General features: G+C 73.9%; 13 protein-coding genes. 10 read left to right on the top strand and 3 right to left on the bottom strand.

The annotated features are described in order from the left end of the window. The first annotated feature begins 42 nt into the window (after positions 1 to 42). From AB0J67_RS21655 to AB0J67_RS21640, 4 genes are read left to right on the top strand one after another with little or no spacing between them, the layout of a single operon-like run. The gene (locus AB0J67_RS21655) at positions 43 to 567 is read left to right on the top strand and encodes a hypothetical protein (RefSeq protein ID WP_363485204.1); all 525 of its coding nucleotides are present in this window, start codon (positions 43 to 45) and stop codon (positions 565 to 567) included. Next, positions 564 to 1613 (top strand): peptidoglycan-binding domain-containing protein, encoded by a 1050-nt coding sequence (locus AB0J67_RS21650; protein WP_363485203.1) that lies wholly within the window; start codon positions 564 to 566, stop codon positions 1611 to 1613. Before AB0J67_RS21655 ends, AB0J67_RS21650 begins: the two co-directional genes overlap by 4 nt. A gap of 8 nt (positions 1614 to 1621) precedes the next feature. Beyond that, positions 1622 to 2344, top strand: a complete 723-nt coding sequence (locus tag AB0J67_RS21645; protein ID WP_363485224.1) for an ABC transporter ATP-binding protein — start codon at positions 1622 to 1624, stop codon at positions 2342 to 2344. Continuing rightward, a complete protein-coding gene (locus AB0J67_RS21640; protein WP_363485202.1) occupies positions 2341 to 3639 on the top strand; it encodes an ABC transporter permease in 1299 nt (432 codons plus the stop codon). Before AB0J67_RS21645 ends, AB0J67_RS21640 begins: the two co-directional genes overlap by 4 nt. Before the next feature lie 95 nt (positions 3640 to 3734). Here the strand turns inward: AB0J67_RS21640 and AB0J67_RS21635 are convergent, their stop codons facing one another. Next, positions 3735 to 5405, bottom strand: coding sequence for a DUF885 domain-containing protein (locus AB0J67_RS21635; RefSeq protein WP_363485201.1), 1671 nt, complete (start codon positions 5403 to 5405; stop codon positions 3735 to 3737). 121 nt (positions 5406 to 5526) lie between these two features. Between AB0J67_RS21635 and AB0J67_RS21630 the strand changes: the two genes are divergently transcribed. Beyond that, the gene (locus AB0J67_RS21630; protein WP_363485200.1) at positions 5527 to 6474 is read left to right on the top strand and encodes a DMT family transporter; all 948 of its coding nucleotides are present in this window, start codon (positions 5527 to 5529) and stop codon (positions 6472 to 6474) included. Between the two features lie 129 nt (positions 6475 to 6603). Here AB0J67_RS21630 and AB0J67_RS21625 read toward each other — a convergent pair whose 3' ends face one another. After that, the gene (locus AB0J67_RS21625; protein WP_363485199.1) at positions 6604 to 7395 is read right to left on the bottom strand and encodes a PHP domain-containing protein; all 792 of its coding nucleotides are present in this window, start codon (positions 7393 to 7395) and stop codon (positions 6604 to 6606) included. A 404-nt stretch (positions 7396 to 7799) separates the two neighbouring features. Between AB0J67_RS21625 and AB0J67_RS21620 the strand changes: the two genes are divergently transcribed. Next, on the top strand, positions 7800 to 8810 hold the full coding sequence (locus tag AB0J67_RS21620; protein WP_363485198.1) for a hypothetical protein: 1011 nt from the start codon (positions 7800 to 7802) through the stop codon (positions 8808 to 8810). A gap of 69 nt (positions 8811 to 8879) precedes the next feature. Here the strand turns inward: AB0J67_RS21620 and AB0J67_RS21615 are convergent, their stop codons facing one another. Further along, positions 8880 to 10031 (bottom strand): hypothetical protein, encoded by a 1152-nt coding sequence (locus tag AB0J67_RS21615; RefSeq protein WP_363485197.1) that lies wholly within the window; start codon positions 10029 to 10031, stop codon positions 8880 to 8882. Positions 10032 to 10129: 98 nt separating this feature from the next. On the opposite strand from AB0J67_RS21615, the gene AB0J67_RS21610 reads away from it, so the two are divergent. From AB0J67_RS21610 to tadA, 4 genes are all read left to right on the top strand, one after another. After that, positions 10130 to 11125: a prephenate dehydrogenase/arogenate dehydrogenase family protein gene (locus AB0J67_RS21610; protein ID WP_363485196.1), complete on the top strand. Its 996-nt coding sequence runs from the start codon at positions 10130 to 10132 to the stop codon at positions 11123 to 11125. Continuing rightward, entirely contained in the window at positions 11122 to 11424 is a 303-nt protein-coding gene (locus tag AB0J67_RS21605; protein WP_363485195.1) for a hypothetical protein, read from the top strand. Before AB0J67_RS21610 ends, AB0J67_RS21605 begins: the two co-directional genes overlap by 4 nt. A 443-nt stretch (positions 11425 to 11867) precedes the next feature. After that, positions 11868 to 12377 carry a tRNA adenosine deaminase-associated protein gene (locus AB0J67_RS21600; protein WP_363485194.1) on the top strand — a complete coding sequence of 170 codons (510 nt, stop codon included), beginning with the start codon at positions 11868 to 11870 and terminating at the stop codon, positions 12375 to 12377. Next, positions 12374 to 12874 (top strand): tRNA adenosine(34) deaminase TadA, encoded by a 501-nt coding sequence (tadA, locus tag AB0J67_RS21595; protein ID WP_363485193.1) that lies wholly within the window; start codon positions 12374 to 12376, stop codon positions 12872 to 12874. Before AB0J67_RS21600 ends, tadA begins: the two co-directional genes overlap by 4 nt. Positions 12875 to 13169: the final 295 nt, after the last annotated feature.

Below are 13169 nucleotides of genomic sequence, written 5' to 3'. Positions count from 1 at the left end.
GAGGTTATGCCGGGGATACGCGGGGGTGGGTGTGATGGCGGGATGAGGATCAGAACGGTGGCCGTCGGGGCCGGGCTGGCGGGGGTGCTGGCGCTGGCGGCGTGCGGCGGGAAGGCGGACGAGGGGGTGGCGACGGCGGGCGGTGCCCGGCCGGGCGCCGCGGCCTCGCCCACCGCGGTGGACAAGACCGAGCAGGGCCGCAGGTTCGCGGCGTGTATGCGCGAGCACGGCGTGGACATGCCCGACCCCGAGCCGGGCGAGGCCATGCGCGCCGAGATGTCGAAGCTGCCCAAGGACAAGCTGGCGCCGGCGCTGGAGGCGTGCAAGACGCTGCTGCCCAACGGCGGCGAGGCGGTGCAGCTCGACCCGCAGCAGGTGGAGCAGCTCCGCGCGCTGTCGCGGTGCATGCGGGAGAACGGTGTCGAGGAGTTCCCGGAGCCCGACGACACCGGCAAGCTGCGCATCGAGGGCAGCATGGCGGAGCTGCGTACCAGCCCGCGGTTCCAGCAGGCGCTGGAGAAGTGCCGCGGCCTGCTGCCGGACGTCAAGGGCGGCGGTGGCAAGTGAGGGCACGTCACCTGGTCGGCGGGCTCGCCGTGCTGGCGGTCGCCGCGGCCGCGGGGCTGGCCGTGGGCCTGCCGACGTTCTCCGGCGGTGACGAGGCGACCGCCTCCGGGCCGGTGGAGACGGCCACGGTGAACCGGCAGACGCTGGCCGACACCGAGACAAAGACCGGCACCCTGGGGTACGGCACGCAGTCCACCGTCGGCGCGCGGGCCGCGGGCACGGTCACCTGGCTGCCGGCCGAGAACGCGCTGGTCGGCCGGGGCAGGCCGCTGTTCCGCGTGGACGACGAGCCGGTGGTGCTGCTCTACGGCACGATGCCCGCGTACCGCGTGCTGCGCAGCGGGGTCGAGGGGCCGGACGTGAAGCAGTTCGAGCAGAACCTCAAGGCGCTCGGGTACGGCGGCTTCACCGTGGACCGGGAGTTCAGTGGCGCGACCGCCGACGCGGTGCGGCGCTGGCAGGAGGATCTCGGCCTGCCCGAGACCGGCACGGTCGAGCCGGGCCGCGTCGTGTACGCCGCCGGGCAGGTGCGCGTGGACGCGCTCAGCGCCGAGGTGGGCGACCTGGTGCAGCCCGGCTCGCCGATCCTGACCCGCACCGGCGTGGCGCGGGCAGTCGTGGTCGAGCTGGAGGTGGCCGACGAGCGGCTGGCCGTGGCCGGTGCCGCCGTCGAGGTCGAGCTGCCCGACGGCAGGCGGGTCCCCGGGAAGGTCGGCCAGGTGCAGACGGTCATCGCGCCCGGCGCCGACGGCACCGCGCCGACCACGAACCTGGAGGTGACCGTGGTGCTGACGGCGAAGGAGGCGGTCGCCGGGTTCAACCAGGCCGCCGTGGACGTCGACTTCACCGCCGACACCCGCGAGGGCGTGCTGACGGTGCCGGTCGCCGCGCTGCTCGCGCTCGCCGAGGGCGGGTACGGCGTGGAGCTGGTGGAGGGCGGGGCGACCCGGATCATCGCGGTGGAGACGGGGCTGTTCGCCGCGGGCCGGGTCGAGGTGAGCGGGGACGGGCTGGCCGAGGGCGCCGTCGTCGGGATGCCGTCGTGACCGCGCCGATGATCGCCCTGGACGGGGTCACGAAGGTGTACGCGCAGCACGGCGCGTCCCGCCAGGCCGCCGCAGCCCCACCGGACAGTGGGGTGGCTTCCGGCGCGGTGACGGCGCTGGACGGGGTGAGCCTGCGGATCGGGCGCGGCGAGCTGGTCGCCATCGTCGGGCCGTCCGGGTCCGGCAAGTCGACGATGCTGCACATGATCGGCGCACTGGACCGCCCGACCGAGGGCCGCGTCGAGATCGACGGGTTCGACCTGGCGGCGCTGTCCGACCGGCAGCTGTCCGCGCTGCGCGGCAGCCGGATCGGGTTCGTGTTCCAGCAGTTCCACCTGGCCACGGGCATGTCCTGCGTGGACAACGTGGCCGACGGCCTGCTGTATGCCGGCGTCGCGCTGCGTGAGCGGCGCGAACGTGCCGTCGCGGCGCTGGCGCGGGTGGGCCTGGCGCACCGGCTGGCGCACCGGCCGCACGAGCTGTCCGGCGGCGAGCGGCAGCGGGTCGCGATCGCCCGCGCGGTGGTGGGCGAGCCGCCGCTGCTGCTGGCCGACGAGCCGACCGGCAACCTGGACTCGCACTCCGGCGAGGTGGTGCTGGACCTGCTGCGCGAGCTGCACGCGGCCGGCACCACCCTGGTCGTGATCACGCACGACCGGGAGATCGCGGCCGGCTTCCCCCGCGAGGTCGCCATGCGCGACGGCCGCATCGTCACGGAGGTCCCCGCATGACCGCCCCCGCCGACGACCCGAGATCCGCCGACCTGCCAGGCAAATGGGCGAACGAGCGGCCAAGATACGCACAGGTGCCGGGCAGGTCGAGTGATCGAGGACGTGCCCCGGTCCCGCCGCAGCTGCGGCTGGCGGACCTGCTGCGGGTGGGGGCGATCGGCCTGCGTACGCGGCCGACCCGCGCCTTCCTCTCCGCGCTCGGCATCGCCATCGGCATCGCGGCGATGGTGGCCGTGGTCGGCATCTCCGCCTCGTCGCGGGCGGAGCTGGATCGCACGCTGGACCGGCTCGGCACCAACCTGCTCACGGTCACCCCGGGCAGCAGCCTGTTCGGGCAGGACGCGCGGCTGCCGCAGGCCGCGGTCACCATGATCGAGCGGATCGGCCCGGTCACCGACGTGTCGGCGGTCGGGCGGATCGAGGCGAAGGTGTACCGCACGGACCGCATCCCGAAGGCGGAGAGCGGCAGCCTCGGCGTGCGGGCCGTCGACCTCGACCTGCCCGCCACGGTGGGCGCCGAGCTGGCCGACGGCGCGTGGCTCAACGCGGCGACCGGCCGCTACCCGGCGGTGGTGCTCGGCGCCACCGCGGCGAGCCGCCTCGGCGTGCCCGCGGCCGGGCCGGACCGGCAGGTATGGCTGGGCGGGAGGTGGTTCACCGTGATCGGGATCCTGCGGCCGGTGCCGCTCGCCGCCGAGCTGGACACGGCCGCGCTGGTGGGGTGGCCTGCCGCCCAGGCGTACCTCGGCTTCGACGGCCATCCCACCACGGTCTACACCCGGTCGCGCGAGTCGCAGGTGGAGGCGGTGCGTGCCGTGCTGGCCGCGACGGCGAACCCGGAGGCCCCGAACGAGGTCAAGGTGTCCCGGCCCTCCGACGCGCTCGCCGCGCGGCAGGCCACCGATGAGGCGTTCACCGGGCTGCTGCTCGGCCTCGGCGCGGTCGCGTTGCTGGTCGGCGGGGTCGGCGTGGCCAACACGATGGTGATCTCGGTGCTGGAGCGGCGGGCCGAGATCGGCCTGCGGCGTTCGCTGGGCGCGACCCGGGGGCAGGTGCGCGGGCAGTTCCTGACCGAGTCGCTGCTGCTGGCGGCGCTCGGCGGGGTGGGCGGGGTGCTGCTGGGCGGGCTGGTGACGGCGGGGTACGCGCTGATCCAGGGCTGGCCGGGTGTCGTGCCGGCCTGGGCGACCCTCGGCGGCGTCGGTGCGACGCTGCTCATCGGCGGCGTGGCCGGCCTCTACCCCGCGGTGCGCGCCTCCCGCCTCTCCCCGACGGAGGCACTGGCGACGCCGTGACGGTCGCGCTCCGTGATCGACGTTGGCCTATCACATCGAAAAAACGTAGACCATTCTCGATGTGATAGGCCAACGTCAATGCGTGCCACGGTCGGTCAGAGGCGGGCGAGCGCCTTGCGCAGCGGGTCGAGGCCGAGCGAGCCCAGGTCGAGCGCGTCGGAGTGGAACTTCCGCAGGTCGAACGCGGCGCCCTGGCGGGCCTTGGCGTCGTCGCGGGCCTGCAGCCAGATCCGCTCGCCGACCTTGTACGACGGCGCCTGCCCCGGCCAGCCCAGGTAGCGGTTGAGCTCGAAGCGCAGCATCTCGTCGCCGACGCGGCAGTGCGCGCGCAGGAACTCCCAGCCCAGCTCGGGGGTCCACCGCTCGCCGGGGTGGAAGCCGAACGGGTTGTCCCGCGGGATCTCCAGCTCCAGGTGCATGCCGATGTCGACGATGACGCGCGCGGCGCGGAACGCCTGGCCGTCGAGCATGCCGAGCTTGTCGGCCGGGTCGGCGAGGTAGCCGAGGTCGTCCATGAGCCGCTCGGCGTACAGGGCCCAGCCCTCGCCGTGGCCGGAGGACCAGCTCAGCAGCCGCTGCCAGCGGTTGAGCTTCTCCGCCTGGTACGCCGCCTGCGCGACCTGCAGGTGGTGGCCGGGAGCGCCCTCGTGGTAGACCGTGGTCACCTCGCGCCAGGTGGAGAACTCCTCGACACCCTGCGGCACCGCCCACCACATGCGGCCGGGGCGGGAGAAGTCCTCGCTCGGGCCGGTGTAGTAGATGCCGCCGTCGCTGGTCGGGGCGAGGCAGCACTCGATGCGCTGGATCTTCTCGGCGATGTCGAAGTGGGCGCCGTTCAGGTCGCTGATCGCCTTCTCGGCCAGCTCCTGCATCCAGACCCGGAAGTTCTCCTTGCCCTGGATGCGGTACTTCGGGTCGCCGTCGAGCCTGGCGACCGCGTCGTCGATCGAGGCGCCCGGCCCCGCGATGATCGCGGACACCGCGCGCATCTCGGTCTCCAGCCGGTGCAGCTCCTCGAAGCCCCAGGCGTACGTCTCGTCGAGGTCGACGTGGGCGCCGAGGAAGTACTGCGAGGCCAGCTCGTAGCGCTCGCGCCCGGCGGCCTCCTTCTCCCGGCCGAGCGGGGCGAGCTCGCTGCGCAGGAAGCGGGCGAAGTCGGCCGTGGCCTCGTTCGCGGCCGCCGCGCCGCGGTCCAGCTCGGTGCGCAGCGCGCCGCCGGCCTCCAGGCGCCGGGCCAGGCCGAGGTAGAAGTCGTCACCGTCGGCGCTGGTCCAGATGTCGCACTGCTTGGCGACCTCCTCGATCTGCCGGCGGGCGCTGACCTTGCCGCCGCGCGCGGCGTCGAGCAGGGTCTGCCGGTACTGCGCGAGTGCGGTGGGGAAGGCGTTGAGCCGGGCGGCGATGTTGGCGACCGCCTCCTCGCCGTCGGTCGGCATCAGGTCGAAGGTGCCGCGCATGCCGTGCAGCGCGCTGGAGATCACGTTGAGCTCGCTGGTCGACTCACCCGCGTCGTAGCGGGCGACGCTCAGCGACAGGCGCTCGGTCATCGCCTCCTTGGCCACGAACTCGCGCTCGTCCGCGGGCTCGATCGCGGCCAGCTCCGTCAGGGCGCGCCGGTCCAGGTCCGCGGACGCGGCGTAGCCGGCCTCGGACAGGTCGTCGAGCTTGTCGTCATACCCGCTGATACCGACGAAGGTGGCGCCGGTGGGGCTCAGCGCGGCCCATTCGTCGACATAGCGATCCGCCAGGTCATCTACACGTCCCATGCGTGGAAACCTAGCCCACCGCCCCGACCCGGCGCAGGCGACTCAGCCGTGGCGGAATCCTTCGCTCCGATGTCCGGAACTCGCTGGTGCGCGCTCGGCCGACTCTGGCAGTGTGTCAGGGGTGACCACCACTATCGCCCCTGACACCACCGCGACCGCGAGCAGGTCCGCCTGGCTGCCCGCGTTCGCGGCGAACGCCGTGATCTGGGGATCGAGCTTCATCTTCATCAAGATCGGCGTACGGGAGCTGCACCCCACCTGGGTCGCCGCCGGGCGGATCACCGTCGGCGCGCTCACCCTGCTGGCGCTGCTGCTGATCGCCGGGCAGCGGATCCCGACCGACCGCCGGCTGTGGGCGCACCTGCTGGTGCCGGGCGTGGTCGGCGTGGCGCTGCCGTTCACCCTCTTCGCGTACGGCGAGGAACAGGTGGACAGCCTGGTCGCGGGCATCTGGAACGCCACCACCGCGCTGTGGGTGCTGCCGTTCGCGGTGGTCGTCTTCCGCACCGAGCGGTTCACCGCCCGCTCGGTAGCCGGCCTGCTGGTCGGTTTCGCCGGGGTGCTGATCGTGCTCGGCTTCTGGCACAGCGACGGCGCGTCCTCGCTGAGCGGCCAGCTCATGTGCGGTGCCGCCGCGGCCTGCTACGGCGTGTCCATCCCGTACATCAAGCGCTTCGTCACCGGGCGGGACTTCACCGGCGCGCCGTCCGGCGTCGCGCTGGCCTTCGCGCAGACCGTGGTCGCCACGGTCGCCTCGGTCGCGGCCGCGCTGCTCGTCGCCGGCCTGCCGCCCGCGGTCACCGGGCTGTCCTGGCCGGTCATCGGCTCGGTGGTGGCGCTCGGCGTGTTCGGCAGCGGCATCGCGTTCGCCCTCAACATGCGCGTGATCGCGGTGGCCGGGGCGTCCATGGCCGCCTTCGTGACGTACCTGGTGCCCGTGGTGGCCACCCTGCTCGGCATCCTGGTCCTGGACGAGTCCCTGCACTGGAACCAGCCGGTCGGCGCGCTGATCGTCCTGCTCGGAGTCGCCGTCGCCCAGGGCGCCCTCCCCCGCCGCCGCCCCGCCTGACCCGCCGCCCCCCGCAAGATCGTCCGACTTGCCAGGCACATGGGCGAAAGAACGCCCAAGATACGCCCAGTTGCCTGGCAAGTCGGACGATCAAGCCGGGTGGGACGGCTGCGGATTGCGGGCCGACCGTCAGGGCGCGTGGGTACGCGTCCAGGCCAGCAGGTCCTCGGCGGGCAGCGCGTTCACGATCCGGTCGGCGGTGACGCCCGCGGCCTCGGCGCGGGCGCAGCCGTTGGTGAGCCAGTCGAGCTGCGCCACGGCGTGCGCGTCGGTGTTGATCGCGAACCGGAGCCCGTCGACCTTCGCGGCCCTGCGGAGCAGGTTCGAGGGCGGGTCGAGGCGGTCGGGACGTGAGTTGATCTCGATGGCCTTGTCGTGGCGGACCGCCGCCGCGAAGACCGCGTCGGCGTCGAAGCTGCTCGGCGCGCGCCGCCGCAGCGTGCCGCCCCGGGCGGCGTGCCGGGCGTCGGTGGCCACCGGCAGCTTGCGTCCGGTGCAGTGGCCGAGCACGTCCAGGTGCGGGTCGGCCAGCGCGGTCACCATCCGCCGGGTCATCTTCGCCTTGTCCATGCGCAGCTCGCTGTGCACCGAGCCGACCACCACGTCCAGCCGCGCCAGCAGCTCCGGCTCCTGGTCCAGCGAGCCGTCCGGCAGGATGTCCACCTCGATGCCGGTGAGCACCCGGAACCCGGTGCCGTCGAGCGCCGCGTTGACCGTGGCGATCGCGTCGAGCTGCCGGTGCAGCCGGGCCGAGGACAGGCCGTGGGCGATGGTCAGCCGGGGCGAGTGGTCGGTGACGGCCACGTAGTCGTGGCCCTGCGCGGCGGCGGCGGCGACCATCGCTTCGAGCGGGTCGCCGCCGTCGGACCAGTCGGTGTGCGTGTGCAGGTCACCGCGCAGCAGCTCACGCAGGGTCGTCATGGCGCCAGGCTAGAGGGTCCCGGCGGCGCGACATCGGCCGGTCGGCGGTCGGGCCGTCCGCGGCAGGGCGTGCAGTGCGGTCGGCGCGCCGGGGTGCCGGTGGCCCGGGCGGCTGTTCGGATCGGCCCCCTTGGGACCGGCCGATCAGGACGGCGACCGGAAGGCCGGCCCGGGGCAGTGACGCGGTCCACCGTTCCCAAGCCCCTTTGACGGATTGTCGGTGTCACGGGGCGCGCGGTAGCCTCCGCACGCTGTTGCTTCAGGCGTACGGGAGGCACTCATGACCGCGGGTGCGCGAGCCGCCGGGCGAGCCGACGCGTGCGACCTGCCGCGCACGGCGCTCGCCTGGATCGCCGGCGGGTGACGCCATGCCGGTCGAGCCGCTGCCGACGGGAGAGTATCGCGTGATCCAGCAACGACAGTCCGAACCGCACGAGCCGGGTGCTCCGGTCGCCACGCCCGGTGGGCTCCTCGGCGCCTTCGACTACGCCGAGCACGCGCGGCTCGCCGCGCAGGGCGGGGTCGTGGCCGCGGCGACGGCGGCCGCGGCGCGGGAGGAGAACGCCTGGTCCATCGGCGACTTCCGGCTGCTGACGATGATCATCGGTACGGTGGTCGGCGGCTGGATCGCGTACACCAACCCGGACAAGAACAAGATGATCTTCGTGGTGGTCGCGGCCCTGCTGGGTGCGGCCTCCGGCGAGGCGTTCGGGTTCGGCCTGTCCCGGTGGGCCGAGGTGCGCCGCATGCACGTCATCGTGAAGCGGCGGGTGTGGTTCTCGGTGTTGACCGTGCTGGTGATCGCGGCCGCCCTGGTCGCCATCACCCCGCTCCTGCTGCCCGAGCTCGCCGCGGCGGGCGGCCTGGGGGAGGAAGCCAAGAACCTGACGACCCGGGGCATCGCGATCTCGGCACTGGCGATCATCGGCGGGCTGCCCAGCGCCGCCACGCTGGCGGCGGTGAAGCAGGTGGCGGCGGACCCGCTGCCGGGCACTCCGGGGCAGCAGTTGGACGCGCTGCTGCGGCTGCGCCGGATGTGCGCCCGGATGCTGAGCCAGCTCGGCATCCTGGTGCTGCTGGTGATGGGTGTCAACGCTGCGGCCCGCACGGTCGGCGTCGACCTCAACCCAGGCGTCGTCATCTTCTCCGGCGTGGTCGCCTCGTTCGTCGTCGGCACCATGTACGCCCCGACCGCAGCGACGCTGCGCCGCCGCGGCCAGCTCTACGTGGAGCGGCACTTCTCCCTCGACCACGTGCCGGTCGGCGAGCTGATCGAGGCGGCGGAGAACAAGGGCAAGCTGGAGAAGCTGCTCAGCCTCGACCAGACCACGTTCGGCGAGCTGAAGGCGGGGCTGGTGGTGCTCTCCCCGGTGGTGGCGGGCGCCGTCGCCCTGATGATCCAGAACCTCAAGTAACACCCCTGCCAAGACCGAAGCTCCGCCCGTGGCACAGCGCGGGCGGAGCTTCGGCGTAGCAGGCGGCGACTACCAGCCGGTGTCGAGGAAGCCGGGCCGGTTCACCAGGTTGAACAGCGCGAAGCGGCGCTGCGCGCTGCCGTTGATCGCGGTGTACGCGCCGCCGGCCACCAGCTGCCCCAGCTCCGGGTTCGCGCTCAGCGCGTTGACGCCGATCGAGCCGTTGCCGTTCGCGGTCCACGGCAGCAGGTCCCCGGCCAGGGTGACCGCGGCCAGCTTCACCCGCTGGATGGAGCCGTCCAGGCAGAGGCCCTTGTTGCCGGTGTTGGCGCTCTTGCAGACGTTGTCGAAGTGCCCGCCCAGGTAGACGATGCCGTCCAGCACCGTGATCGCCTGCACGTCGCCGTCGGTGGTGATGGTCCACTTCGCGTTGCCGGCCAGGTCCATCGCGGTGGCCCGACCGCCGGTCCCGTCGATGCCGGCGTACAGGGTGCCGCCGCTGAGGGCCAGGTCGTGCACCATCGCGGTGACCTGGGACCAGAAGCGCAGGTCGACGTCGCCCCGCGCCGGGTCGACCGCGGCCACCTTGGCGGTGCCCTTGAGCCAGTTCACCGCGTTGAAGCGCCCGCCGAGGTAGACGCGGTCGGGTGCGACCAGCAGGGCCCGCACGAGATCGTTGACGTACGGCCGCCAGCCCGGGTCGAGTGCCCCGCTGCCCGCGTCGAAGGCCGCGGCGCGGGTGCGCTCCTGCCCGTCCACGCTGGTGATGGAGCCGCCGAGGTAGAGCCGGCCGTGCCCGACGGCCAGTGCGTACGGCGTGCCGGAGATGGAGTGTCGGAAGCCCGGGTGCACGTTGCCCGCCGCGTCGACCTTCGCGAGGTTGTCGCGGCTCACCCCGGCGATCCTGTGGAAGGAGCCGGCCACGTACACGCCGGACGCGTCGGCGGCGAGCGCGGTGACCTTCCCGTCGGCGGTCGGCGCCCAGGGCAGCAGCGCGCCGGTGCGCGCGTCCACCGCCGCCAGCCGGGAGCGTTTCACCGACCTGCCGTTGCTGGTGGCCGAGGTGAAGTCGCCGCCGACGTAGATGGTGGTCCCCTGGTACGCGGTGGCCAGCACCTCGCCGTTGAAGGTGACCGAGGGCGCCGGGTCCGGGTTCACCGGCGCGGCGAGCGCCGCCGAGACGGCCAGCGGTGGGATCAGCATGCCCAGTGCCGCGGCCACCGCGATATCGCGCAATCTTGTACATTTCAGCACGTCATACCCAACGAGGCACCCACCGGGCCGACGCTCCCGCGCTCGCCGTGTGGCAGGCTGCCCGTGTGAACATCGCGGTGATCGGATTGGGGCTCATCGGCGGCTCGCTGATGCGCGCGCTGTCGGCCGCCGGGCACCGCGTGCTCGGCTTCGACGCCGACCCCGAGGTGCGCGCGACCGCCCGCAGCGCGGCCGCCCGCGTGCCCGCGGCGCAGCGCTGGCAGATCACCGCCACCATCCGCGACGCCGCGGCCGACGCCGAGCTGGTCGCCCTGGCGGTGCCGCTGCCCGCGCTGGAGGACGTGCTCGACGCGCTGGTGGCCAGCGGATTCCACGGCCTGATCACGGACGTGACCTCGGTGAAGGGCCCGGTGCGCGAGGCGGTGGCGCGGCGGCTGCGCCGGGCGGCGACGCCGCTGGCCGGGTTCGTCGGCGGGCATCCGATGGCGGGCAAGGAGACCTCGGGCTTCGCCGCCGCCGACCCGGCGCTGTTCACCGGCTGCGCCTGGGTGCTGTGCCTGGACGAGCCGGGCACCCTGGACGACTGGCTGACCCTGGCCGGGCTGGTCACCTCCCTCGGCGCGCGGGTGGTGCCGGCGACCAGCGCCGAGCACGACCGCGCGGTCGCCGCGGTCAGCCACGTGCCGCACCTGCTCGCCCTGGCGCTGGCCGCGGCCGCCGCCACCGACCCGCTGGCGCTCACCCTGGCCGCGGGCTCGTTCCGGGACGGCAGCCGGGTGGCCGGCAGCCGGCCGGAGCTGGTCGCCGCGATGTGCGGCGGCAACGCCGAGGCGGTGCTGCCCGCGTTGGCCGACGTGCAGGCCCGGCTCGACGAGGCGGCCAAGGCGCTGGAGGGGCGGGACCCGATCCGCGCGGTGCGGGAGTGGGCGCAGGACGGGCACGCCGCCCGCCGGGCCTGGCCGCCCGCGCCGGGCCGCCCCGAGCAGGTCCCCGCCCGCGCCGAGACCCTGCTGCGGCTGGGCCGGGCCGGGGGCTGGATCACCGAGGTGGCGCCGGACCGCCGTACCGTGACGGCGTTCCTGCCGGTTGAAGGGGCGTGACCCGAAGCCGGCCCACCCTGCGCGAGCCCCATCCGGTACGCCCCTGGGCGGTCGTCGCCGGCGCCCTGGCGGCGGGGGTGTGGCTGCTGTCGTTCGGCATGTTCGGGGTGACCCTCGGCGGCTACGTCGCCTGGACGGCCGTGGCCGGTCTGCTGGCCTGGGGCGCGGCGCACGCGCTCGCCCGGTACGGCGACCGCGGGGTGGCCGCCGGGGTGGCCGCTGCGACCGGCGTCGCCTGGACCGCCGCCGCACTCTCCGTAGTCGTCGAATGGATCCGCCGAGGAGCCTGGCCACTGTGAGTGACCTTGTGTTAAGACTCCGCGACGGTCGCCACGGCGGTACCGTGCTGAGAAGCACCGGTCACGAAGCGTTACGGATCGACCGCGTTCCCGGACTTGACGGAGGTCACACTCGCGCGGCACTCTCGGCTGTATGTGGACGCCCCAGCAGCCAGATCCGGACCGGTGCCGCCGGCGCCTGCAGTTGCTGGCCGAGCTGTCCGGAGGCAGCGGCCGGGAGCGTCTGCTCCCCGTCGTGGGGAGCATCCGCGCCGGTCGGGGGGCCGGGCGGGGCGTCGCCGCGGAGAAACTCCGCGACCTGATCGCGATGCGTCGGCGACTGGCGGGCTGACTGGTCGTTGTCTGATCAGGGCCATCACCCCGGCAGAAGCCGTCGGATGACCAGCCCTCGCGGGTGACCTGCGGGTCGCCTGGCGCCCATATCGACACCATTTGGGGGGACCGTGTCGTACTTCGCCGCCGCGGTGGTCCGTGGCCGGTCCGGTTGGGCCGCCAGCGAGCTCGACCTGCATGACGCCGCCGACGTGGACGAGGTCGCGGACATGCTGCGCGAGACCGACCCCGCCGCCGACGTCTCACTGATGTTCGTCGAGTCCGACGACGCCTATCTCGTGGTGCTGCGCCTCGACGAAGGCGAGGACCTGCGGATCTTCGGCTCGGACTCGGCCTTCGCCGACGAGTCCCGGCTGGGCAAGCTGCTGCTGAGCGATGTCGAGGTGCCCGTCGTCGAGATCGACGAGGTCGAGTCCACCGACGCCGACGAGGACCGCCCCGCCGCCGACCCCACCGCCGATCCGGTGGGCGACGCCGACCTGCTGGCCGATCTCGGCGTGTCCGCGCACAAGCTGCTGGCCCTCTGCGCCACCGACGGCCTGCTGCCCGCCGACGTCACCGCCGAGGTGTGCCAGGCGATCGGCTGCGGTGACGAGGTCGAGGAGCTGCGCGAGTCTTGAGAGCCCGGCCGCGGCACGAGCAGTGGATGCGCCGCGCCCTCGACGTCGCGGCAGGCTGCGACGACAGCGCCGACGTGCCGGTCGGCGCGGTGGTGTACGCCCCCGACGGCACCGAGCTGGCGATCGGGCGCAACGAGCGGGAGGCCGCGGGCGACCCGACCGCGCACGCCGAGATCCTCGCCCTGCGTGCCGCCGCCGCCCGCTGGGGCGAGTGGCGCCTGGAGGACTGCACGCTGGTGGTGACGCTGGAGCCGTGCACCATGTGCGCGGGCGCGATCGTGCTGGCCCGCATCGGCACGGTGGTGTTCGGGGCCTGGGAGCCCAAGACCGGCGCGGCCGGCTCGCTGTGGGACGTGCTGCGCGACCGCCGCCTCAACCACCGCCCCGAGGTCTACTCCGGGGTGCTCGCCGACGAGTCGGCCGCCCTGCTCCGCGCCTTCTTCGACCGCCATCCGGCACCCGACGGGCGCGGCGGCGGCGCAGGCCCGCACCCCTGACCACGCACGCCGTCGCCCGCCGGCCAACCGTCGCGCTGCCCCGCCGTCGTCGCTCGGCCCGCTGCTGTGCCGCCCTTGCGCCGCCGGGTCCCAGGTCGATCCGGTCGCTGGTCTGCCGCCCGTCCGCCGCCGGGTCCCAGGTCGATCCGGTCGCTGATCTGGGCCACCGCCGCCGGGTGTGCCGCCGCCGACGACCGGCGTCCCACCCCGGACGTATTTCGCCGGAGCCGACAACTTCTGGGTTGTCGCGACAACCCAGAAGTTGTAGGCCGCGCACCGGGGTAGTGCCCGCGGC

Origin of the sequence: Catellatospora sp. NPDC049609, from assembly GCF_040675365.1 — a bacterium.
Taxonomy (GTDB): Bacteria; Actinomycetota; Actinomycetes; order Mycobacteriales; family Micromonosporaceae; genus Catellatospora.
Note: the sequence above shows the minus strand (reverse complement) of the source record. Positions and strands in the feature narration are given on the sequence as shown.